General features: G+C 64.6%; 21 protein-coding genes. 16 read left to right on the forward strand and 5 right to left on the reverse strand.

Annotation, left to right across the window (positions count from 1 at the left end; all coding sequences use genetic code 11):
• The first annotated feature begins 68 nt into the window (after positions 1-68).
• The 4 genes from NKH98_RS20540 to NKH98_RS20555 are packed head-to-tail and all read left to right on the forward strand — an operon-like array spanning position 69 to position 4,290.
• Complete coding sequence (locus NKH98_RS20540) at positions 69-1,067, forward strand: ABC transporter ATP-binding protein (protein ID WP_254816125.1); 999 nt, start codon at positions 69-71, stop codon at positions 1,065-1,067.
• Between the two features lie 14 nt (positions 1,068-1,081).
• The gene (locus tag NKH98_RS20545) at positions 1,082-2,032 is read left to right on the forward strand and encodes an ABC transporter permease (RefSeq protein WP_254816389.1); all 951 of its coding nucleotides are present in this window, start codon (positions 1,082-1,084) and stop codon (positions 2,030-2,032) included.
• Positions 2,022-2,837, forward strand: a complete 816-nt coding sequence (locus tag NKH98_RS20550) for an ABC transporter permease (RefSeq protein ID WP_352479858.1) — start codon at positions 2,022-2,024, stop codon at positions 2,835-2,837. The genes NKH98_RS20545 and NKH98_RS20550 overlap by 11 nt, the downstream gene beginning before the upstream one ends.
• Positions 2,838-2,862: 25 nt before the next feature.
• A complete protein-coding gene (locus NKH98_RS20555) occupies positions 2,863-4,290 on the forward strand; it encodes a gamma-aminobutyraldehyde dehydrogenase (RefSeq protein WP_352901048.1) in 1,428 nt (475 codons plus the stop codon).
• Between the two features lie 44 nt (positions 4,291-4,334).
• Here the strand turns inward: NKH98_RS20555 and nhaA are convergent, their stop codons facing one another.
• The 5 genes from nhaA to NKH98_RS20580 form a co-directional block, all read right to left on the reverse strand.
• A complete protein-coding gene (nhaA, locus tag NKH98_RS20560) occupies positions 4,335-5,528 on the reverse strand; it encodes a Na+/H+ antiporter NhaA (protein ID WP_352901049.1) in 1,194 nt (397 codons plus the stop codon).
• A 93-nt stretch (positions 5,529-5,621) separates the two neighbouring features.
• The gene (locus tag NKH98_RS20565; RefSeq protein WP_023676342.1) at positions 5,622-6,185 is read right to left on the reverse strand and encodes an ActR/PrrA/RegA family redox response regulator transcription factor; all 564 of its coding nucleotides are present in this window, start codon (positions 6,183-6,185) and stop codon (positions 5,622-5,624) included.
• Between the two features lie 63 nt (positions 6,186-6,248).
• On the reverse strand, positions 6,249-7,574 hold the full coding sequence (locus NKH98_RS20570) for an ActS/PrrB/RegB family redox-sensitive histidine kinase (RefSeq protein WP_352901052.1): 1,326 nt from the start codon (positions 7,572-7,574) through the stop codon (positions 6,249-6,251).
• 93 nt (positions 7,575-7,667) lie between these two features.
• The gene (hrpB, locus tag NKH98_RS20575) at positions 7,668-10,250 is read right to left on the reverse strand and encodes an ATP-dependent helicase HrpB (protein WP_352901055.1); all 2,583 of its coding nucleotides are present in this window, start codon (positions 10,248-10,250) and stop codon (positions 7,668-7,670) included.
• Between the two features lie 75 nt (positions 10,251-10,325).
• Positions 10,326-11,216, reverse strand: a complete 891-nt coding sequence (locus NKH98_RS20580; RefSeq protein ID WP_352901058.1) for a DMT family transporter — start codon at positions 11,214-11,216, stop codon at positions 10,326-10,328.
• A 27-nt stretch (positions 11,217-11,243) separates the two neighbouring features.
• Between NKH98_RS20580 and NKH98_RS20585 the strand changes: the two genes are divergently transcribed.
• From NKH98_RS20585 to ptsP, 12 genes are all read left to right on the forward strand, one after another.
• On the forward strand, positions 11,244-11,933 hold the full coding sequence (locus tag NKH98_RS20585) for a PIG-L deacetylase family protein (RefSeq protein ID WP_352901061.1): 690 nt from the start codon (positions 11,244-11,246) through the stop codon (positions 11,931-11,933).
• A 209-nt stretch (positions 11,934-12,142) separates the two neighbouring features.
• Positions 12,143-13,474 (forward strand): ABC transporter substrate-binding protein, encoded by a 1,332-nt coding sequence (locus NKH98_RS20590; protein ID WP_352901063.1) that lies wholly within the window; start codon positions 12,143-12,145, stop codon positions 13,472-13,474.
• Between the two features lie 128 nt (positions 13,475-13,602).
• A complete protein-coding gene (locus NKH98_RS20595) occupies positions 13,603-14,550 on the forward strand; it encodes a carbohydrate ABC transporter permease (protein WP_302893612.1) in 948 nt (315 codons plus the stop codon).
• Complete coding sequence (locus NKH98_RS20600; protein ID WP_352901065.1) at positions 14,547-15,497, forward strand: carbohydrate ABC transporter permease; 951 nt, start codon at positions 14,547-14,549, stop codon at positions 15,495-15,497. The genes NKH98_RS20595 and NKH98_RS20600 overlap by 4 nt, the downstream gene beginning before the upstream one ends.
• Positions 15,494-15,694 carry a hypothetical protein gene (locus NKH98_RS20605; protein WP_352901067.1) on the forward strand — a complete coding sequence of 67 codons (201 nt, stop codon included), beginning with the start codon at positions 15,494-15,496 and terminating at the stop codon, positions 15,692-15,694. The genes NKH98_RS20600 and NKH98_RS20605 overlap by 4 nt, the downstream gene beginning before the upstream one ends.
• 3 nt (positions 15,695-15,697) lie before the next feature.
• Entirely contained in the window at positions 15,698-16,810 is a 1,113-nt protein-coding gene (locus NKH98_RS20610; RefSeq protein ID WP_352901070.1) for an ABC transporter ATP-binding protein, read from the forward strand.
• Positions 16,803-17,816, forward strand: a complete 1,014-nt coding sequence (locus tag NKH98_RS20615; RefSeq protein ID WP_352901073.1) for an ABC transporter ATP-binding protein — start codon at positions 16,803-16,805, stop codon at positions 17,814-17,816. The genes NKH98_RS20610 and NKH98_RS20615 overlap by 8 nt, the downstream gene beginning before the upstream one ends.
• A gap of 67 nt (positions 17,817-17,883) precedes the next feature.
• On the forward strand, positions 17,884-19,527 hold the full coding sequence (locus NKH98_RS20620) for a dihydroxyacetone kinase subunit DhaK (RefSeq protein WP_352901076.1): 1,644 nt from the start codon (positions 17,884-17,886) through the stop codon (positions 19,525-19,527).
• Between the two features lie 81 nt (positions 19,528-19,608).
• On the forward strand, positions 19,609-20,211 hold the full coding sequence (gene dhaL / locus NKH98_RS20625; RefSeq protein WP_352479845.1) for a dihydroxyacetone kinase subunit DhaL: 603 nt from the start codon (positions 19,609-19,611) through the stop codon (positions 20,209-20,211).
• Positions 20,208-20,597 (forward strand): dihydroxyacetone kinase phosphoryl donor subunit DhaM, encoded by a 390-nt coding sequence (gene dhaM, locus NKH98_RS20630; protein WP_352901080.1) that lies wholly within the window; start codon positions 20,208-20,210, stop codon positions 20,595-20,597. The genes dhaL and dhaM overlap by 4 nt, the downstream gene beginning before the upstream one ends.
• A gap of 22 nt (positions 20,598-20,619) precedes the next feature.
• Entirely contained in the window at positions 20,620-20,922 is a 303-nt protein-coding gene (locus NKH98_RS20635) for an HPr family phosphocarrier protein (protein WP_023676329.1), read from the forward strand.
• Positions 20,906-22,522: a phosphoenolpyruvate--protein phosphotransferase gene (gene ptsP / locus NKH98_RS20640; protein ID WP_352901083.1), complete on the forward strand. Its 1,617-nt coding sequence runs from the start codon at positions 20,906-20,908 to the stop codon at positions 22,520-22,522. Before NKH98_RS20635 ends, ptsP begins: the two co-directional genes overlap by 17 nt.
• Positions 22,523-22,530 lie beyond the last annotated feature (8 nt).

A 22,530-nucleotide genomic window follows, 5' to 3' on the forward strand; every position in this document is an offset into this window, starting at 1 on the left:
CGGCAGACGGAAGAGGGGCGGCGCAACCGCATGAAAATTTAATGAGCCTGACAGATCAGGACAGCCCCATGACCTCCGCCGTTTCCTTCCAAAAAGTCTCCCGCCATTTCGGCAGCGTGCGTGCGGTCGACGCGGTCGATCTCGACATCGTGCCGGGCGAGTTCTTCGCCATGCTCGGGCCTTCCGGCTCGGGCAAGACGACGTGCCTGCGCCTCATTGCCGGTTTCGAGCAGCCGACGGCGGGTTCGATCTCGATCTTCGGCGAACGCGCCGAGGGCGTGCCGCCCTATCGCCGCAACGTCAACACCGTGTTCCAGGATTATGCGCTGTTCCCGCATCTCAACGTGCTCGACAACGTCGCCTATGGGCTGATGGTCAAGGGCATCGGCAGACCGGAGCGGCAAAAGGCGGCGGAAGACGCGCTGGCGCTGGTGCGGCTTCCCGGCTACGGGGCGCGTCGCCCTGGCCAGCTTTCCGGCGGCCAGCGCCAGCGCGTCGCGCTCGCCCGTGCGCTGGTCAACCAGCCCAAGGTGCTGCTGCTCGACGAGCCGCTCGGCGCGCTCGACCTCAAGCTTCGCGAAAACATGCAGGAGGAGTTGAAATCGCTGCAGAAGGCGCTTGGCATCACCTTCGTGTTCGTCACCCACGACCAGGGCGAAGCGCTGTCGATGGCCGACCGCGTCGCCGTGTTCAACGATGGCAAGATCATGCAGATCGGCACGCCGGAAGACATCTATCAGCGCCCCAAGACCCGCTTCGTCGCCGATTTCGTCGGCTCGTCCAACGTGTTGCCGCCGGATTTCGTCCAGCGCTATGCCGGCCAGCATCGCTGGGGCAGCCTGCGGCCCGAATCCATTCGCATCGGCCGGGCGGCCAAGGGCGACGGCGTTGCCGCCCGCCTGGTGTCGACCAATTATCTCGGCGCCACGACAAGACTGGCACTCGATGCAGAGGGCTTGCGGCTGCATGTCATCGTGCCGGCGGGTGCTGCCTTGCCCCGGGAAGGCGAGGCGGTGGCGCTCACCTTCAACCGCGAGCAGTTACATCTGATGGACGATCTCGGATGAGCCTGGACGCTGCCATGCCGCGGGCCACGGCGCCCGCCATCCTGCCGGGAAGCGGCGGCCTGCGTGGCGCGCTCTCCGACCTCTTCTGGCGCCGGCCGCAATTCCTGCTTCTGCTCATGCTGCTGCCGCCGGTCCTGTGGCTCGGCATCGTCTATATCGGCTCACTCTTCGCACTGCTTTTGCAGAGCTTCTTTTCGATCGACGAGTTCTCCGGCCTGATCAACCGGCAGTTCACGCTGAAGACTTATGGCGACCTGCTGCAGGCCGCCAATCTCGACATCATCCTGCGCACGGTGACGATGGCGGCGCTGGTGACGCTGGCGGCGGCGGTCATCGCCTTTCCCATCGCCTATTACGCGGCGCGCTATGCGCGCGGCCGTTGGAAGGCGCTGTTTTATCTCGGCGTCATGCTGCCGCTGTGGTCGAGCTACCTGGTCAAGATCTATGCCTGGAAGCTGATTCTCGCCAAGGAAGGCATCCTGACGTGGCTACTGGCCAAATTGCATCTTCTGTGGCTGCTCGACGCCTGGCTGTCGCTGCCGGTCGTCGGCGGCAACTCGCTGTCGGTCTCCTCAACCGGCACCTTCATCGTCTTCGTCTATGTCTGGCTGCCGTTCATGATCCTGCCGGTGCAGGCCGCACTCGAGCGCGTGCCGGGCAATTTGGTCGAGGCTTCGTCCGATCTCGGTGCCTCGCCCGGGCAGACCTTCCGCAACGTGCTGTTCCCGCTGGCGCTGCCCGGCATCGTCGCCGGCTCGATCTTCACCTTCTCGCTGACGCTCGGCGACTACATCATCCCACAGATCATCGGCACCTCGCGGCTGTTCATCGGCCAGGCCGTTTATTCGCAGCAAGGCACCGCCGGAAACATCCCGCTCGCCGCCGCCTTTACCGTGGTGCCTATCGTCATCATGGGCTTCTATCTCTGGGGCGCCAAGCGCATGGGGGCCTTCGATGCGCTCTGACCGTGGCCCATCCGCGCCGATCGGACTGAAGCTCGCTGCCACCGGCGGCCTGCTTTTCCTGCATTTGCCGATTCTGCTGATCTTCGTCTATGCCTTCACCACCGAGGAGAAGAGCTTCGTCTGGCCGCCGCCGGGCCTGACCACGCAATGGTTCGCCGTCACCTGGAATCGCCCCGACGTCTGGCAGGCGCTATCGCTGTCGGTGCGGGTCGCGGCGATCTCGACCGCCATCGCGCTGGTCCTCGGCACGCTGTGCGCCGCTGCCGTGTCGCGCACAAAATTCTTCGGCCGCGAAACCATCTCGCTGCTGGTCATCCTGCCCATCGCGCTGCCCGGCATCATTACTGGCATCGCGCTGCGCTCAGCCTTCGCGCTGGCCGAAATCCCGTTCTCGTTCTGGACGATCGTGCTCGGCCACGCCACCTTCTGCGTGGTCGTCGTCTACAACAATGCGGTCGCCCGTTTCCGCCGCACGTCCGGCTCGATGATCGAGGCGTCGATGGACCTCGGCGCCGATGGTTTCCAGACCTTTCGGCATGTCGTGCTGCCCAACATCGCAACCGCGCTGCTGGCCGGCGGCATGCTTGCCTTTGCGCTGTCCTTCGACGAGGTCATCGTCACCACCTTCACCGCCGGCCAGCAGCAGACGGTGCCGATCTGGATGCTCGAAGAATTGATCCGTCCGCGCCAGCGTCCGGTCACCAATGTCGTGGCCATGGTCGTGGTGCTGGTGACGCTGCTTCCCATCCTCGCTGCCTATTACCTGACCCGCGACGGCGACCAGATCGCCGGTTCGGGCAAATAATCTCGTTCATAAGGGAGAGACTTCCATGGACACGCAGATGCTGATCGGCTCGAAATTCGAAAAAGGCACCGAGACCGAGGAACCGATCCTCAACCCGAAGACCGGGGCGACCATACTCAATCTGCCCGAGGCCAGCCCCGGGCAGATCGAGGCGGCCGTACTTGCCGCCGAAAAAGCCTTCGTCACCTGGTCCCGCACAACACCGGCGCAGCGCGCCGGCTATCTCCTGAAGATCGCCGATCGCATCGAGGCTGCGGCAACGGATTTCGCGGCGCTCGAGGCGCTGAACTGCGGCAAGCCGATCAATGCCGTGCTCAATGACGAGATCCCGGCGATCGTCGACTGCTACCGCTTCTTTGCCGGCGCGGTCCGCTCGATGCCTGGCCAGGTCGCCGGCGAATACATTCCCGGCCACACCTCGATGGTCCGCCGCGACGCCATCGGCGTTGTGGCGTCGATCGCGCCGTGGAACTATCCGCTGATGATGATGGCCTGGAAGCTGGCGCCGGCGATTGCCGGCGGCAACACGGTCGTCTTCAAGCCGTCGGAACAGACGCCGCTGACCGCGCTGAAGCTGGCGAAAATCCTCGTCGAGATCCTGCCGGAAGGCGTCGTCAACGTCGTGCTCGGCCGCGGCGACAGCGTCGGCAACACGCTGATCAACCATCCGAAGGTCAACATGATCTCGATCACCGGCGACGTCGCCACCGGCAAGAAGGTGCTGCAGGCCGCCGCTAAATCGGTCAAGCGCACACATCTCGAGCTCGGCGGAAAGGCGCCGGTCATCGTCTTCGACGACGCCGATCTCGGTGCGGTGGTCAACGGCCTGCGCGCCTTCGGCTATTACAATGCCGGCCAGGATTGCACCGCCGCCTGCCGCATCTATGCCGGCAAGAAGATCTATGACAAACTTGTCGCGGATCTCTCCGCTGCGGTCTCGACCCTCAAGTATGATCGCCCCGATGATACCGAGAACGAGATCGGCCCGCTGATTTCGCGTCGCCAGCGTGACCGCGTCTCGAGCTTCGTCGAGCGCGCCTCGGAGCTCAAGCACATCGAGATCACTACGGGCGGCAAGCCGGGTGAGGGCTCCGGCTTCTTCTACCAGCCGACCGTCGTCGCCGGCGCGCTGCAGGAGGACGAGATCGTGCGCCGCGAAGTGTTCGGCCCGGTGGTCTCGGTCACCCGCTTTTCCGAAGTCGACGAAGCGGTGAACTGGGCCAATGATTCTGACTACGGCCTGGCGTCGTCGGTGTGGACCAAGGATGTTTCGCGCGCCATGGCGACGGCCGCCCGCCTGCAATATGGCTGCACCTGGATCAACACCCATTTCATGCTGACCAACGAGATGCCGCATGGCGGGTTGAAACAATCCGGCTACGGCAAGGACATGTCGCTATATGCGCTGGAGGACTATACCGCAGTCCGCCACGTCATGATTGCGCACGGATAGCGCCCTCGGGGAGACGGTGGCCTCAGGCCGAAGGCGCCACGCGATTATTCTTCCGCCTCCTCCGCCCCGCTCGCGGCCGGCGCAACCAGCAGCACAGCGGCGCCGAGGATCGCTGCGATGAAAGAGCCGGCGAGGATGCCGACCTTGACCGCGTCCTGCAGAGCGACGTCGCTGGCGAAGGCGAGCAGGCCGATGAACAGGCTCATGGTGAAGCCGATGCCGCAGAGCAGTGAAATACCGATCATGTGCAGCCAGCCGGCATTGACCGGCAGATCGGCAAATCCGAGCCGGATGGCAAGCGCGGAAGACCCGAACACGCCGACCAGTTTGCCGGCGACGAGACCCGCGGCGACGCCGAGCGTCAGCGGCTCGACTAGTGCGGCAGCGCTGAGACCGCCGAGCGAAACGCCGGCGTTGGCAAAACCGAAGATCGGGATGACGAAAAAGGGTACGATTTTGTGCAGGCCGTGTTCGAGCCGGTGCAGCGGCGAATGGTCGAGATCGTGGCCGCTGCCCGACGAGATCTTCAGCGGTATGGTGAGAGCCAGCGCGACCCCGGCGAGCGTCGCATGGACGCCCGATTTCAAAACCAAAACCCACAGCACGACACCAAGCACGATATAAGGCAGCAGCGTCAGCACCAGCATGCGGTTGAGCACCACCAGCAGCGCGATGACGGCGAAGGCGGCGCCGAGATAGGCGAGCGACAGGCCGCTGGTATAGAACACCGCGATGATGAGCACGGCGCCGAGATCGTCGATGATGGCGAGCGCGGTAAGGAATATCTTCAACGAGCCCGGCACGCGGCTGCCGAGCAGCGACAGCACGCCGAGCGCAAAGGCGATGTCGGTGGCGGTCGGGATCGCCCAGCCGGACAGAGCGGCTGGATTGTTGCGGTTGATGGCGACGTAGACCAGTGCCGGCACCGCCATGCCACCGGCGGCGGCGATGCCGGGCAGCACGCGGCGCGGCCAGGTCGAGAGCTGGCCGTCGAGCATCTCGCGCTTGATCTCGAGGCCAACCAGCAGGAAGAACACCGCCATCAGGCCGTCATTGATCCAGTGCGAGACGCTGAGCGGTCCGAGATAGGCATGGAGGGCGGAGAAATAAGCTTCGGCCAGCGGCGAATTGGCGACGATCAGGGCCAGGGCCGCCGCAGCCATCAGGATGAGGCCGCCGGCCGCCTCGCTGTCGAGGAATTCGCGCAGCATGGAGACCAGCCGCTTTTCGTCCTGCATGTCGCCTCCGTCGTATCAGCGGCAAGGTCCGACGCACCGCCCAGCGATGATGCGCAAACGGCGCTGGCCGGGCAAGCCTGCAGTCAGAACCTTTTAGCGCGGCGCGCGCTTGGCGAGGATGCGTTGCAGCGTGCGGCGATGCATGTTCAGGCGGCGTGCGGTTTCCGAGACATTGCGGTCGCACATTTCGTAGACGCGCTGGATGTGTTCCCAGCGCACGCGATCAGCCGACATTGGATTTTCCGGCGGCGCGGCACGTTCGCCCGCCGTGCGGGTCAGGGCTGCAAAGATGTCGTCGGCATCGGCCGGCTTCGATAGATAGTCGATGGCGCCGAGCTTTACGGCCGTCACCGCAGTGGCGATGTTGCCATAGCCTGTAAGGATTATGGCGCGAGCATCGTCGCGCTTCTCGCGAATGGCAGCGACGACGTCGAGGCCGTTGCCGTCGGCCAGCCGCATGTCGACCACCGCATAGGCCGGCGGATTGGCGCGCGCCTTGGCAACCGCCTCCTCGACGCTCTCCGCCGTCTCGACCACGAAACCCCTGGTTTCCATGGCGCGGGCAAGCCGCGTCAGGAACGGCTTGTCGTCGTCCACGATCAGCAGCGAGGTGTCCTCGCCTTCGACCATTGCGCCAATCGTTTCGTCAGTACTCATCGCGCTGAAAATCCTGCTGCCTGATTTTTACGCAAATATAGTTTCGCAACGCTATTGTCCAATTTAGGCCGTGTCGAACATGGTGGCCGAAGCCTGCTCGGGATTAAGGAAGACGCTGCGCGGCCACGATATCTGCACGATAGCGCCCTCGCCGGGCTCGCTCGAATTGCGGAAATCGAGCGTCGCGCCGGAGCGTTCGAGCAAGGTCTTGGCGATGAATAGGCCGAGGCCGAGGCCGCCGCCGGCTTCGGTGCCTTGTCGGGTCGACATATAGGGTTCGCCGATACGGTCGATGATCTCCGGTGGAAAGCCCGGCCCGTCGTCGATGATCGAGAAGCTGACGGCGGCCTCGTTCCACTCCCAGCGTATGGTGACGTTCTTGCGGGCGAAGTCGACGGCGTTCTCGACCAAATTGCCGAGCCCGTAAATGACGCCGGGATTGCGCCGGCCCACCGGTTCCGGGCCGATGCGCTCGCCCGGCCGAAGCTTGATCGAAATGCCGAAATCGCGGTGCGGTGCCGTCACTTCCTCGACCAGCGAGGTCAGCGGCAGGCGCGAGAGGTGCACTTCGCTCTCGGAGGAAAGGCTGGTCAGGCGCTTCAGGATTTCGCGGCAGCGCTCGCTCTGCGAACGCAGCAGCTTCACGTCCTCGCCGTATTTCGGATCTTCGCCAAGCGCCTTCTCCATCTCCTTGGCGACAAGCGTGATGGTGGCGAGCGGCGTGCCGAGTTCGTGCGCGGCGGCCGCGGCGAGGCCGTCGAGGGCCGAGAGATGCTGTTCTCGCTGAAGCACCAATTCCGTGGCGGCAAGCGCGTTGGCAAGCAGCCGCGCCTCCTCTGCCACCCGGAAGGCATAGATCGCGGTAAAGGCGATGGAGCAGAACACCGCCATCCACATGCCGGCGACATAGATGAACGGCATCGCCAATGGCGCCCCCTCATGCCAGGGCAGCGGCAGGTGGTAGAAGACCAGCAGCGTCGCCGCCACGATCACCAGCGCGCCGAGCAGAGCCGTCAATCGCAGCGGCAGCGACGTCGCCGAGACGACGACGGGCACGGTCATCAGCAGCGAAAACGGATTGGTAAGGCCGCCGGTCATGTAGAGCAGGCCGGCAAGCTGCAGGCTGTCGAAGGTCAAGATGGCAAAGGCCGAGAACGGGGTAAGCCGATGCGCCGCCGGATAGCGGAAGGTCAGCAACAGGTTCATCCAGGCCGAACAGGCGATCAGCGCAAAACACATGCTGACCGGCAGCGGAAATTTCAGCCCGTAGGCGACGACAAGCACGGTCAGGCTCTGGCCGACAATGGCAAGCCAGCGCAGCCTGATCAGCGTGTTGAGGCGCAGCCGCTGGCTTTGCTGGAAGTCGGGCGCGTGCAGAATGTTTATCATGGCGGGATTATAGAGGGGAAACCGCTGGAGGTCTTTCCGAAAACCGGGACCGCTGACGCGGACCTTCGGGTTGTGATCATGGTCCGGGAAGCATCAGGTACCGCGCGGCTTCGCGCGGCTGGTGGCGGCGGCGAGAAGCGGGTTCTCCGGCCAGAGATGCCTGGGATAGCGGCCACGCATCTCAGCCCGCACATCGGCCCAGGAGCCGCGCCAGAAGCCGGGCAGGTCGCGCGTCGTCTGGATCGGCCGGTGCGCCGGCGACAGCAATTCGAGGGTCAGCGGCACAGTGCCGTTGGCGATCGCCGGATGCCGGTCGAGGCCGAACAGTTCCTGCACGCGCGCCGCCAGCACCGGCCATTCGCCGTCATAGCGGATCGGTAGCCGGCTGCCCGACGGCGCGTCGAAATGGGTCGGCGCCAATGTGTCGATCTTGCGCTGCAATTCGTGCGGCACCAGCGTCATCAGGCCTTGCGAAAGCACGCTAGGATCAATCGCCGTAAAGGCTGTGGCACCGGAAAGGAATGGCAGCAGCCAGTCGTCGAGGCGCTCGACGAGCGCGGCATCGGAGACATCGGGCCATGGCGCGCCGAGGCCGCGATGCAGCCAGCCGAGCCGCTGCCGCAACGTCTCCGCCTCCCTGGTCCACGGCAACAGGGACAGGCCGTGTTCGCGCAAGGCGTCGAGGATGGCGCGATCCGCGTCCGCACCGGTCGGCGCCGGCAGCATGCGTTCGGACAACGTGATGGCCCCGAGGCGAACCGTCTCGCGCACTCGCACCGCGCGCCTGTCGCGGTCGAAGCTGACCTCGCGGCGCGTCTCGATCCTTTCCGCCAGCGCGGCACGGATATCGGTCTCATCGATGGCTGCCGCCGCGGTGATGCGGGCGTTCTGCGCCTTGCCCTGCAGGTCGGCGACGACGAGCCATGTCTCGCCGGCCAGCGGATCGGAGGCGTCGAGCGTGGCGCCCGAGCCGTTGGCAAGCACGAAGCGGCCACGCTCGCCGCGCGCTTTGGCGACCCGATCCGGCCAGGCATGGATGAGGAGCGAACCGGCAGTGCTACCCTCCCCCTTGAGGGAAGGGTTGATCCGCGTAGCGGATCGGGGCGGGGTCGATTCGGGCACGCCATCGGCGACCCCGCCCCGTCTCTCTCGTCTCGCTGCGCTCGGCTCGTTCGCCGACCCTCCCCTCGAGGGGGAGGGTGAAGCCTGCTTTGCCAACCTCTCGGCCAGCTGCCGGGCAGCGGTGGCACGCGGCGATCTTTCGGCGTGAAAGCGCATCAGCCGCCGTTCGAGATCGGCACCCTCGCCGCCAAGGCCACGCTCGGTCAATAGCACGGCGAGCATCGCCGCCTCGAGCGTCTGTCCGGTCCTTGCCGCCTCGGCAACCATGTGGGCGAGCCGCACCGGTAACGCCAGCCTGCGCATCGCGGCACCGCCATCCGTCAGGCGTCCTGCCGCATCGACCGCATCGAGCGCACGCAGCAGCGCCCTCGCCTCGGTGAGCGCCGCAGCCGGCGGGGGATCGAGGAAGGACAGGCTGGTTGGATCGGCGACGCCGAACGCGGCGCAATCGAGCAACAGACCGGAAAGATCGGCCTCGAGGATTTCCGGCGGCGTAAAGGCCGGCAGTGCCGCCGTCTGCTCGGCCCGCCACAACCGGATGGCGACGCCGGGCTGCGTGCGCCCGGCACGGCCGGCGCGCTGGTCGGCGGAAGCGCGCGAAGCACGCACCGTCTCCAGCCGCGTCAGGCCGCTCGCCGGCTCATAGCGCGGCAGCCGCGACAGGCCGGAATCGATGACGACGCGCACGCCGTCGATGGTGATGGAGGTTTCGGCGATCGACGTCGCCAGCACCACCTTGCGGCGGCCGGGCGGCGCAGGCTTGATCGCCGCGTCCTGCGTCTTGTTGTCGAGCATGCCGTAGAGCGGCACGATATCGGTGTCGGCGCCGACCTTGCCGGCCAGCCGCTCCGCGGTGCGCTCGATCTCGCGCTGGCCGGGCAGGAAAGCGAGCACGCTGCCCTCCTCCCCGGCAAGCGCCGAGCGGATCGCCCTGGCCATCGCGTCCTCGATGGCGATGCCGGCCGGCCGCTCGTCATAGCGGATGTCGACCGGGAAGGCGCGGCCTGCGCTCTCGATCACCGGCGCGCCGAACAGCAATTTTGCGACACGCGCGCCATCGAGCGTCGCCGACATCACCAGCAATCTGAGGTCGGGCCTCAGCGCACTTTGCACGTCGAGCGCCAGCGCCAGCCCGAAATCGCCGTCGAGCGAGCGTTCGTGGAACTCGTCGAACAACACCGCCGCGACACCGGGCAGCTCGGGATCGTCGAGGATCATGCGGGACAGCACGCCTTCGGTGACGACGAGAATCCTGGTCTTTGCGGACGTGCGGTTTTCCATCCGCATGGCATAGCCGACGGTTTCGCCGGGCTCTTGGCCAAGCAATTCGGCCATGCGGCGGGCGGCAGCGCGGGCGGCGAGGCGGCGAGGCTCGAGCAGAATGATTTTTCCGGCGCCGAGCCATTCAGCGTCGAGCAGCGCCAGTGGAACCAAAGTCGTCTTGCCGGCGCCGGGCGGCGCCACCAGCACGGCGCTGTTACCATGGCTCAGCGCTTCATCGAGCGCCGGCAAGACAGCGGAGACCGGCAGGTCCGGCAAGGGTTTTGTGGTCATTGGGCTATGCTGTGCAGCCAGTTGCCGCCGATCGCATATCAGCGGTGACGGTCGCGGCGCAACCTCAGCGCCGATTCAAAGCCTGGTCCGCGAAAACGGGTTCCAGCGCACCGTGCCGAGCCGCACCTCCTCGCGCACCATCGTCAGCAGGCCGGAACCGCCGACCACGGCGAGCCCGACCAGCGACAGAAAATCGGGATATTCCCTGAAGAACAGCGCGCCCAGAAGCACCGCCCAGACGATCTGCGAGTAATGCGTAGGCGCGATGCGGTTCGCCGGTGCGTATTTGACCGCCAGCAGATGCAGCAGCTGGCCGCCGGCGGTGAAGGCGCCGGCCAGCACAAGCCACGCCCATTGCCTGCCATCCGGCAGCGAGAACGAGGTGGCCGCCGCCCCGACGCCGTTGAAGAACAGGCCGTAGCCGATCAGCACGCCGAGCATCGTCGTGCGCTTTTCCTGCGCGGCGAGCGAACGCATCAGGATGACACTGGTGGCGGCCAGGAAAGCGATGATGAACGCCGCCAGATGGCCAAGATGCAGCTCGCGAAAACCAGGCCTGACAACCAGCATAACCCCGGCAAAGCCAGCGACCACCGCCAGCCACCGCCAGGGGCCGACCTTCTCCTTGAGGACCAGCGTGGCCAGGATGGTGACGAATAGCGGCGCCAGGAAGATCAGCGCATAGACTTCCGCCAGCGGGATGGTGGTGAAGGCATAGACGCTGAGCACGCCCGACGCGATGCCGGCCCAGGCGCGGGCCTGTACCGCCCAGGGCCGGGTCGTGCGCCAGAAATCGCGCCAGCGCTCGCCTGGCGGCCTGGCGAAAAGCAGGAAACAGCCGGCAAACAATGTCGAGAAGAAGCCGATCTCGAAGACATTGAACTGCCCGCCCAGGCTTTTGACAACGGCGTCGCTGCACGAATAGCTTGCATAGGCGATGAGAGCGAGCAGAATTCCGTTGGGCACGTTTTTCCGTTTCCGGGAGAGATGAGAGTGAAGATACTGGCGCTTGGCGCGCATCCGGACGACATCGAGATCTTCATGTTCGGTACGATGGCGGCCTATGCCGCGCAAGGCGCAGAACTCTTTTTTGCCGTAGCCACGGATGGCGCCAGGGGCGGTTATGGCGATCCGGCCGCGCTGGCCCGCACGCGCCGCATGGAGGCGACGGCGGCGGCCGGCCTGCTTGGCGTGACGCCGCGCTTCCTCGACTTTCCCGATGGAGCGCTGGTGGCGGACGCGGCCCTGATCACGGCGCTGAAAGCAGTGATCGGCGAGATAGGGCCGGATCTGGCGATCACGCATGCGTCGAACGACTATCATGGCGACCACCGCGCGCTGTCGGATGGCGTGCGCATAGCAGCGTCGTTCACGGTGCCCGTGCTGCATGCCGACACGTTCGGCGGCACCGGGTTTTCGCCAACGCACTACGTCGATACCTCCGGGCATTTCGATCTCAAGGCGGAGGCGATCCGGGCGCATCAGTCGCAGGATCCCGAGCGTTTCGTCGACGCGGCGCGCACGCTGAACGCCTTTCGCGCCGGCCAGTGCAACGGCCTAGCCGAGGCGTTCGCGGAGGCCTTCCGCTTCGAGCCGGTCTTCCCCTTCGCCGACATCCGCGCGCTGCTGCCACCGGCCCCAGCGATCCGCCCAGTGACGGTCAGCAACAAGACGGTCACATAGACCGGCCACCGCTGCTTCTCACATCGCTCTCGTCCGCCATGCTGCGGCGCAGCAACGAATTCGCTTGCGTTGTTTAGTAAAAATTGCATCACTAAACAAATTACTAAACATCCGGGCGTTGCCGCCACTGTGTTTAGGCCCCGGAGGAGAGGGGTTTAGCGGGCTCTTGAAACCGTCATCCGGACGCGTTTCGCAAATGGGAGGAAGGCATGAAATCGACCTTTAAACTGGCGTTGGGTCTGGCCTCGGCACTCGTTGCGTCGACAGCCGTTTCGAACGTCGCGCAGGCAGAAGATCTGACGCTTTGCTGGGCAGCCTGGGACCCGGCCAACGCGCTTGTGGAATTATCCAAGGACTTCACCAAGGACACGGGCATCGGCATGAAATTCGAATTCGTGCCGTGGACCAACTATGCCGACCGCTTTCTCAATGAGCTGAATTCGCACGGCAAGCTGTGCGACTTGATCATAGGCGACAGCCAGTGGATCGGCGGCGCCGCCGAGAACGGCCATTACGTCAAGCTGAACGACTTCTTCGACAAGGAGAAGATCAGCATGGACGATTTCGTGCCGGCGACCGTCGTCGGCTATTCGGAATGGCCGAAGAACTCGCCAAATTACTGGGCGCTGCCGGCGATGGGCGATGTCGTCGGCTGGACCTACCGCAAGGACTGGTTCTCCAAGCCGGAGCTGCAGAAGGAATTCAAGGAAAAGTATGGCTGGGATCTCGGCCCGCCGACGACCTTCGACCAGCTGAAACAGATCGCCGAATTCTTCCAGAAGCGCGCGATCGACGGCAAGACCGTCTATGGCGCGTCGATCTATACCGAGCGCGGCTCGGAAGGCATCACCATGGGCGCCATGGACGTACTCTACAGCTTCGGCTTCCAGTACGAAAACCCGAAAAAGCCCTACGAGATGGAAGGCTTCGTCAACTCCGATAAATCGGTGAAGGGCCTGGAGTTCTACAAGGCGCTCTATGACTGCTGCACGCCTCCCGGCGCCTCGAACAGCTACATGGGCGAAGGTGTCGATGCCTTCAAATCCGGCCAGGTGGCGATGCACATGAACTTCGCCTTCACCTGGCCAGGCCTGCAGAAGGACGAGAATGTCGGCGGCGACAAGATAGGTTATTTCGTCAATCCCAAAGGTCCGGACGGCGACCAGTTCGCCCAGCTCGGCGGCCAGGGCATCTCGGTGGTCTCCTATTCCGACAAGCAGGAAGCCGCGCTCAAATACATCAAATGGTTTGCCAACAAGGACGTGCAGTCCAAATGGTGGTCGCTCGGCGGCTATTCCTGCCTCAACGCGGTCGTCAAGGATCCGGGCTTCCCGGCCAGCCAGCCCTACGCGCAGACCTTCCTCGACTCGATGGCCATCGTGAAGGACTTCTGGGCCGAGCCGAGCTATGCCCCGCTGCTGCAGGCATCACAAAAGCGCTTCCACGACTATGTCGTTGCCGGGCAAGGCTCGGCCAAGGATGCGCTCGACGGCCTCGTCAAGGACTGGACCGAGGTCTTCCAGGACGATGGCAAGATGTAACCGGGGCAAGATGTAACCGGCTCCTCCCGAGCCCATGACCGAACCGTCCCGTGCCGCCCTTGGCACGGGACACAGTTCAGATAAATTCCATTGTCGAGACGATCCAAGTGACCGAAGCAGGACTGACCATGCTCAATCGGACTGCGGACAGCGTTGCCCGGGCTACGCCCGAGCCGTTGGCCCGCAAGGTCCGGGGCATCAGCGACAAGGGCCTCGCCTGGCTGTTCATCTCGCCGACGATCCTGTTGCTTTTAGCCATCAACATCTTCCCGCTGTTCTGGGCGATCTATCTGTCCTTCACCAATTTTCGCGCCAATCGTCCCAATGAGGTGGTGAAGAACCTTGGGCTCGCGAACTACAAGCGCATCCTCGCCGACCAGGACATCTGGATCGCCATGCAGACGACAGCGCATTTCGTGTTCTGGACCATCCTGCTGCAGACGCTGATCGGCTTTACGCTGGCCTGGCTGATCGACCGCAAGTTCCGCGGGCACGCCTTCTGGACGACCATCATCCTGGTGCCGATGATGCTGTCGCCGGCGGTGGTCGGCAATTTCTGGCGCTTCCTCTACGAGCCGCAGATCGGGCTGTTCGCCTACGCCGTCTCGTTCGTCACCGGCATTCCGGCAACGCAGATCAGTATGCTCTCCAACGTGTCGCTGGCGCCATGGTCGATCATAATCGTCGACACCTGGATGTGGACGCCTTACGTGATGCTGATCTGCCTCGCCGGCCTGCGCTCGATCCCCGAATACATCTACGAAGCGGCCGAGGTCGATCGCGCCTCCAACTGGCGGCAGTTCTGGTCGATCACGCTGCCGATGGCGCTGCCCTTCATCATGCTGGCGGTGCTGTTCCGCGGCATCGAGAACTTCAAGATGTTCGACATGGTCAATTTGCTCACTGGCGGCGGGCCGGGATCGACTACCGAAGTGGCCTCGATCACGCTGAAGCGGCAGGCCTTCGAAAGCTGGCGGACGGGCTATTCCTCGGCCTTCGCCATCATCCTGTTCGTCGCGGTGTTCGGCCTGGCCAACATCTACGTCAAGGCACTGAACAAGGTGAAGCAGAGATGAGCCTGACGTCAGCCCATTCTGTTGTCGCACCCTCGGCCACGTCGAAGCGCGTCGCCGGCACGATCATCGTTGCCTACGCGCTGATCTCGATCGTGCCGCTGCTGTGGATCTTCGCCACCAGCTTCAAGACGCCGCCGGATTCGATCGCCTATCCGCCGAAGATCCTGTTCCAGCCGAGCCTCGAGGGCTACTGCAACTTGTTCTCGACCCGGACTCGGCAAACCCCGGAATACATCAACTCCCTGGGACCGGCGACGGGGGTCTGCGACGAGACGGTGCGCAAGCGCAACATGGTGATCGCCGGCCCGTCGAACTTCATGCCGCGCTTCGTCAATTCGCTGATCATCGCCTTCGGCTCGACCTTTTGCGCGGTGTTCCTCGGCACGCTGTCGGCCTATGGTTTTTCGCGTTTCAAGGTGCCGCTCGCCGACGACCTTCTGTTCTTCATCCTGTCGACGCGGATGATGCCGCCGATCGCCGTCGCCATCCCAATCTACCTGATGTATCGGGAGCTCGGCTTGTCGGACACCGCGCTCGGCATGATCGTGCTCTACACGGCGGTCAACGTGTCGCTGGCAGTCTGGCTGCTGAAAGGCTTCATCGACGAGATCCCGCGCGAATATGAAGAGGCGGCGATGATCGACGGCTACACCAGGCTGCAGGCGTTCTGGCGCACCGTGCTGCCGCAGGCGACCACCGGTATTGCCGCAACCGCCATCTTCTGCCTGATCTTTGCCTGGAACGAATACGCCTTCGCCGCGCTGCTGACCTCGGGCACGGCGCAGACCGCGCCGCCCTTCATCCCGACCATCATCGGCGAAGGCGGCCAGGACTGGCCGGCGGTCGCGGCCGGCACGACGATCTTCCTGGTGCCGATCCTGGTCTTCACCATCCTGCTTCGCAAGCAATTGCTGCGCGGCATCACCTTCGGCGCGGTGCGTAAATGAGCATGACCGTAAAACGCAAATCGCGCTGGCCCGTCTGGGCCAGGCGCGGGCTGATGGAAAACGTCGCCACGGCGATCATCGCCATCGGCTTCCTGATGCTGTTCCAGCCCTTCGCGCTGGCGCTCTACACCTATTCGTTCGTCACCATGCTGGCTGGCACGGCGATGTTCATCATCGTCTCGAAATTTCCGGAGTAGACGATGGCCGAGATCAGGGTCGAACATCTGAGAAAGGCATTCGGCGATTTCGTCGCCGTGCAGGATTCCAACTTCGTCGTCGAGGACGGCGAATTCTTCGTCATGCTGGGGCCGTCGGGTTGCGGCAAGACGACGACGCTTCGTATGATCGCCGGGCTCGAACTGCCGACCGGCGGCAAGATCCTGCTTGGCGGCGAGGACGTCACCATGCGGCGTGCCCGCGAGCGCGACATCGCTTTTGTGTTCCAGCTGTTCGCGCTCTATCCGCACATGAATGTGAGAAAGAACATCGGTTTCCCGCTGCTGGCGCAAGGCATGCCAGGCGCTGAAATTCGGGCCAGGGTGGAAGAGACGGCGAAGCTGTTGCGGATCGACCATCTGCTCAACAAATCGGTCTCCGGGCTAGCCGGCGGCGATCGCCAGCGCGTGGCGCTCGGCCGCGCCATCGTGCGGCGGCCAAAATGTTTCCTGATGGACGAGCCGCTCGGCACGCTCGACACCGAATTCCGCGACCTGATGGTCCATGAGCTGCGCGAATTGCACAACCGCATCCACGCCACCACCGTCTATGTCACGCATGACCAGATGGAAGCGATGTCGATGGCCGACAAGATCGCGGTGATGAACCACGGCGTCATCGAACAGTTCGGCACCCCGCGCGCGATCTATGATCGGCCGGCGACGATGTTCGTCGCCGACTTCATCGGCTCGCCGCCGATGAATTTCCTCGGCTTCGGCGGCGGCCTTTCAAAGGGCGCCAGGGAAGTTGTTGTGCAGGGCGCGAGGGTGGCCGTGCCGGAGGTGCGCGAGGATGTCGCGCCGGCCGAGATGGCGCTTGGCATCCGACCGGAGCACATCCGGTTCGACGACGCTTCGAAGCTGCGCGGAGCTGTTTACGGCACGGAATATCTCGGCACTACCCAGATCGTGGCGGTGGAGACGGCAGACGGCATCATCAAGGCCAGGGTGCCGGCCGAAATCCGGCTCAATCCGGGCGATCATGTGGGCCTGGCGCTGAACAGCGCGCGGCTGTCGCTGTTCGCAAAGGGATCCGGCCGTGCGGTGCGCACCGAAATCCATGACTCGGCCTCCCAGGGGAGAGCGCATCATGGCTGACGTTCACATCAAAGGCGTGACCAAGGCTTTTGGCGAGCATGTCGCCGTCGACAATCTCGACTTGCATATCGCCGACGGCGAATTCGTCGTGCTGCTCGGGCCGACCGGCGCCGGCAAGACGACGACGCTCAGGCTGATCGCCGGGCTGGAGCGGCCGCAAGCGGGCTCGATCCATATTGCCGGCCACGACACGACGACGCTGTCGCCGGCCGAGCGCGACACCGCTTTCGTGTTCCAGCAATATTCGCTCTATCCGCATCTGTCGGTTTACGACAACCTCGCCTTTCCGCTGCGCTCGCCGGCGAGGAAAATGCCGGAGGATCAGATTCGCCGCCGCGTCGAGGACGTGGCCAAGATGGTGCGCATCCACCACAAGCTGAATAATCGCTCGACCAAACTCTCGGGCGGCGAGATGCAGCGCGTCGCCATCGGCCGCGCTTTGGTGCGCAAGCCATCGATCTACCTGATGGACGAGCCGCTATCGTCGCTCGACGCCAAGCTGCGCGCCGATCTCAGGCTCGAGCTGAAGCGCATACAGGCCGAACTCGGCGCCACCATGCTCTACGTCACCCATGACCAGATCGAAGCGATGACCATGGCCGACCGCATCGGCATCCTCGCCGACGGTGTGCTGGTGCAGATCGGTTCGCCGCGCACGATCTATTCTGAGCCGGCAAACCTTCACGTCGCGGCCAGGCTCGGCCAACCGGCAATCAATTTGTTGCCGGTCGGACTGCTGCCGGATGGCGGAGCGCCGGCGGGGACCAGGACAATCGGTGCGCGGACCGAACATCTTTCGATCGCGAAGGCGGCGAACGGCCATGCCGACGGCGTCGTCGATTGGGTCGAGCATCTCGGCGACCAGAACCATCTCCATGTGACGGTGGGGACCAGGAAGCTGGTGACGCTAACCGGCCCCGACACCGACCTGGCGCAGGGCGACAGGATCATGATCCGCTATCGCTCGCCGCTGTATTTCGGCGCCGATGGGCGACGGCTGATGTGAGCGCTGCGCGAGTGTTTTCCCGGCACCTTTCAACCGGCAATTTCGGGCATCGGACTGGACCAATTCAATGAAGCATTTTTTCAATCGCAGAGATACGATCGTAACTGAGGCCCTGGACGGCTTTCTCGGCACGACCGGCACCGGCGATCTCGCCCGCCTCGACGGCTATCCCGAAATCAAGGTCGCCCTCCGTGCAGACTGGGACAAGAGCAAGGTCAGCATCATCTCCGGCGGCGGGGCCGGGCACGAACCGGCGCATGCCGGCTTCGTCGGGATGGGCATGCTCACGGCGGCAGTATCAGGCGAGATCTTTGCTTCGCCGAGCGTCGAAGCAGTATTGGCGGCCATCCGCGCGGTGACCGGTCCCGCCGGGTGCCTGCTGATCGTCAAGAACTATACCGGCGATCGCCTCAACTTCGGCTTGGCCGCCGAGAAGGCGCGCGCCGAAGGCTTCCACGTCGAGATGGTGATCGTCGCCGACGACATCGCCCTGCCTGATATTGCCCAGCCGCGCGGCGTTGCCGGCACCTTGTTCGTGCACAAGATCGCCGGCCACCTGTCGGAAGCCGGCAACGATCTGGCGACGGTTGCCGCTGCGGCGCGGGCTGCGGCGGCGGATATCGTTTCCCTCGGCATATCGCTGTCATCCTGCTCGATCCCCGGTCAGAGCCATGACGAAAGATTTGGCGCCGACGACGCTGAACTCGGCCTCGGCATCCATGGCGAGCCGGGCGTTGAGCGGATTACGGTGCAAAGTGCCGAAAGGCTGGTTGCGATCATGTCGGAGCGCCTTGCCGCGCGGCTCGATCCCGCCAGCGACTACGCCTTGCTGATCAACAATCTCGGTTCGGTGCCACCGCTGGAAATGTTGCTTGTCGCCAATGCGGTGTTGGCATCACCGCTGGCACGAAAGGTCACGCTGACGATCGGACCCGGGCAGCTTATGACCGCGCTCAACATGAACGGCTTTTCCTTGTCGCTGATCCGGCTCGATGCGCCGCGCGAAGCGGCGTTGCGGGCGCCGGTAGGCCCTCACGCCTGGCTGCCGGCAAGAGCCGTTCGCCAACCCAGCGTCGTGCCGATGGCCAAAGCCGCCGGCCGGGGCAACGCGTCGAAAGCCAGCCCGGACGCACGCACCGAGCGGCTGGTGGTCGCCATCTGCGAACGGCTGATCTCGCTTGAAGGCGCGTTGAACGGACTGGACGCCAAGGCGGGAGACGGTGACACCGGATCGACTGTGGCGGCCGGTGCGCGCAGCGTGCTTGGCCGCCTTGCGGCGCTGCCGCTCGCCGACCCTGCCGCAACGCTGGCCGCCGTGGGCGACATCCTGAGTGCCAGCATGGGCGGCTCTAGCGGCGTGCTGCTGTCGATCTTCTTCACCGCCGCCGCGCAGGCGCTGGAGTCTGGCGAAACGCTTCCCAAGGCGCTTCTCGCCGGCCTCGATCGGATGTCCTTCTATGGTGGAGCGAGGATGGGCGATCGCACGATGATCGATGCCTTGGAACCCGCCTTGAAGGCGCTGGATAGCGGCAGTCTGGAGGACGCGGCGGTCGCGGCGCGACGCGGCGCCGAGGCCACCGCTGCCATGCGCAAGGCCAAGGCCGGGCGGTCCGCCTATATTGGCAGCCAGCTCGACGGCGTGGTCGACCCCGGCGCCTTTGCCGTCGCCGAGGTCTTCACTGCCCTCGCTGCGTTGCTCGAACCCGCTTGACTGGGGAAAAGAATGCTTCAATTGCCGGATACGCAATTTTCTCGTACTGCCGGCAGCGCAGGGGCCAGGAGCATGGGTGATATGGCGGCAGCGGATATTTCCAGGCTGATCGAGGCGGCGGCAAACACCATCGCCGCCCATGCCGAAGAACTGACCAGGCTCGACCAGGCCATCGGCGACGGCGACCATGGGCTCAACATGAAACGCGGCTTCGAGGCCGTGCGGGCCGAGGCCGGCGTGTTTGCGGCAAAGCCGTTGCCCGAGGCGCTGAAGGCGATCGGCACCAAACTGGTGATGACCGTCGGCGGAGCCTCCGGTCCCTTGTTCGGCACGCTGTTCATGGTGCTCGGCAAGGAGATTCCCGCCGCGCCGGATCGCGTCGATCTGGCGGCGGCCTTCGGCAAGGCGATTGAAGCAGTGGCCGCCAGAGGCAAGTCGCAGGCCGGGCAAAAAACCATGCTCGACGTGCTGCAGCCGGTACATGAAGCCCTCGTGCAGGGAAAGGCGGCAGCGGACATCGCCGAGATCGCCGACAACGCCGCCGACGCGACCGTGCCGATGAAGGCGCTGCGTGGGCGCGCCTCCTTCCTTGGCGACCGTTCGATCGGTCATATGGATGCCGGCGCACGCTCGACCGCGCTTCTGGTGCGGGCCGTAGCCGAAGCAATCGAGAGGCGCGCATGAGCAATGTCGGCATCGTCATTGTGTCGCATTCGCCGCTGGTCGCCGAAGGCACCGCCGACATGGTGCGGCAGATGGTCGGCAACGAAGTGCCGCTTGCATGGTGCGGCGGAAACGGCCATGGCGGGCTGGGAACCAATGTCGAGGCGATCATGGGCGCCATCGACAAGGCCTGGTCGGAGGCGGGTGTCGCGATCCTCGTTGATCTCGGAGGTGCCGAGACCAATAGCGAGATGGCGATCGAGATGATCGGCGAACCACGCGCCCAGAAGATCGTCGTCTGCAATGCGCCGATCGTCGAAGGCGCGGTGATGGCGGCGACCGAGGCGTCCGGCGGCGCCTCGCTCAGGGAAGTGGTGGCGACGGCGCGCGAATTGTCGCCGTCGTGAACGAATGGGAATTTTGACAAGCATGTCCGCAGCAGCCGAAGCCAGCGTCCTGATCACCCATGAGGTGGGGCTGCATGCGCGTCCTTCGGTGAAGTTCACCAAGCTTGCCAAGACGTTTTCGGCCGACGTCGAGATTGCGCTCGCCGCCAACGGGCCATGGTTCGACGCCAAGAGCATCGTCAAGGTGATGGCTGCGAAAGCGCCGAAAGGCACTGTCCTGCACATCAGAGCCAAAGGGGACGGCGCCGGCGAGGCGGTCGGAGCACTGGTCGAGCTGGTGCGCCGCGATTTCGACGAAGGCAAGGACCATGCCCGAACCGCTTAGGCTGCAGGGCATTTCGGCATCGGCCGGCTATGCCGAGGGGCCGCTGTTCGATCTGGACCAGGCTGCTGTGCGTTATGTCCGCAAGGCGACTGCCGCGGACGAGAAGGCGGCGCTTGAGGCCGCCATCTCCATTGCCGCGGGCCGGCTCGCGACATTGATCGAAAGCAGCGACAGCGAGGCGGCCGCCATCCTCGAATTCCAGCTCGCCATGCTGGAGGACGACGCGCTGACCGGCCCGGCCTTTGCGCGAATTGCCGAGGGCATGGCTGCTGATGTGGCTTGGCGAAAAGCGCTCGACGCCGAGATAGCCGGCTATGAAACATCCGAGCAGGACTATTTCCGGGCACGCGCCGCCGACATGCGCGATATACGCGACCAGGTGCTGCGCGCGCTGACCGGGGGCGGCGACATTGCCGCGCCGGCGGGTGCGATCTTCTACGGCGAGGATATCGCACCGACGCGCTTCCTCGAAACCGACTGGAGTGCAGGCGGCGGCATAGCACTTACGGCCGGAAGTGCCGCAAGTCATGTCGCAATGCTGGCACGCTCACGCGGCGTGCCCATGGTGGTGGGGCTTGGGCTCATGGAGCGTGGGCTGGCCAGGCCAGGTGCTTCGCCGGCTCACCTTACCGGAATCGCACTGCTCGATGCCGAACATGGTGGCATCGTATTGGCGCCTTCGAAAGCGGAGATCGCCATATTCCGGCGATCGTCGTCGTCTTTCGCGGCGCATCGCGGCAAAGCGGCAGCCTATCTGACAAGGCCGGCGGCAACGAAGACCGGCATAGCGGTCCGCGTGCAGGTGAATATCGCCGATCCGTCCGATGTCGACAGCATCGATGCTGCGGCGTGCGACGGTGTCGGGCTGATGCGGACCGAATTCCTGTTCGGCAAGACGCTGCCGGGCGAGGAGACGCAATATCGCGCCTACCGCAAAGTGCTGGAATGGGCAGGCGAGAGGCCGGTGACGATCCGTACTGTCGATGCGGGCGGCGATAAGCCTGTGCCGGGCCTGACCGTCGAGGAAGGTAATCCGTTCCTTGGCCTGCGCGGGATCAGGCTGTCGCTGATGCGTCCGGAGGTCTTTCGTGTGCAGATCCGCGCCTTGCTACGTGCCGCCATGCACGGCAATCTGAAGGTGATGTTCCCGATGATCGCCGTTCCGGAAGAGTATGAACACGCCACCGCGCTGTTCGCTGAGGAGCAGGCTGACCTTTTGGCGCGCGGCATCGCGCACAAAATGCCGCCACTTGGCATCATGGTCGAGGTGCCGTCGGTGGCCATCGCACCGGAGGCATTCGCCAAAGCCGCCTTCTTCTCGATCGGTTCGAATGATTTGACCCAATACGTGATGGCCGCCGCTCGCGACAACATTTCTGTCGCACATCTGAATTCCGTCAGGCACCCGGCCGTGCTCCGGCTGATCGCCTCCGTTGCGGCCTTCGGCCGTGAGCATAATATCCCGGTCAGCCTGTGTGGCGATGCCGGCGGCGACCCCGCCTCGATCCCGGCGCTGCTCGAAACCGGCCTGCGTGACCTCTCCGTCGCTCCCGCCCAACTCGCGATGGCCAAGGCGGCCATCGCGGACGTTTCGATCTAGGCCCCGGC

The organism is Mesorhizobium sp. M0833, from assembly GCF_040319905.1.
Lineage (GTDB): Bacteria > Pseudomonadota > Alphaproteobacteria > Rhizobiales > Rhizobiaceae > Mesorhizobium.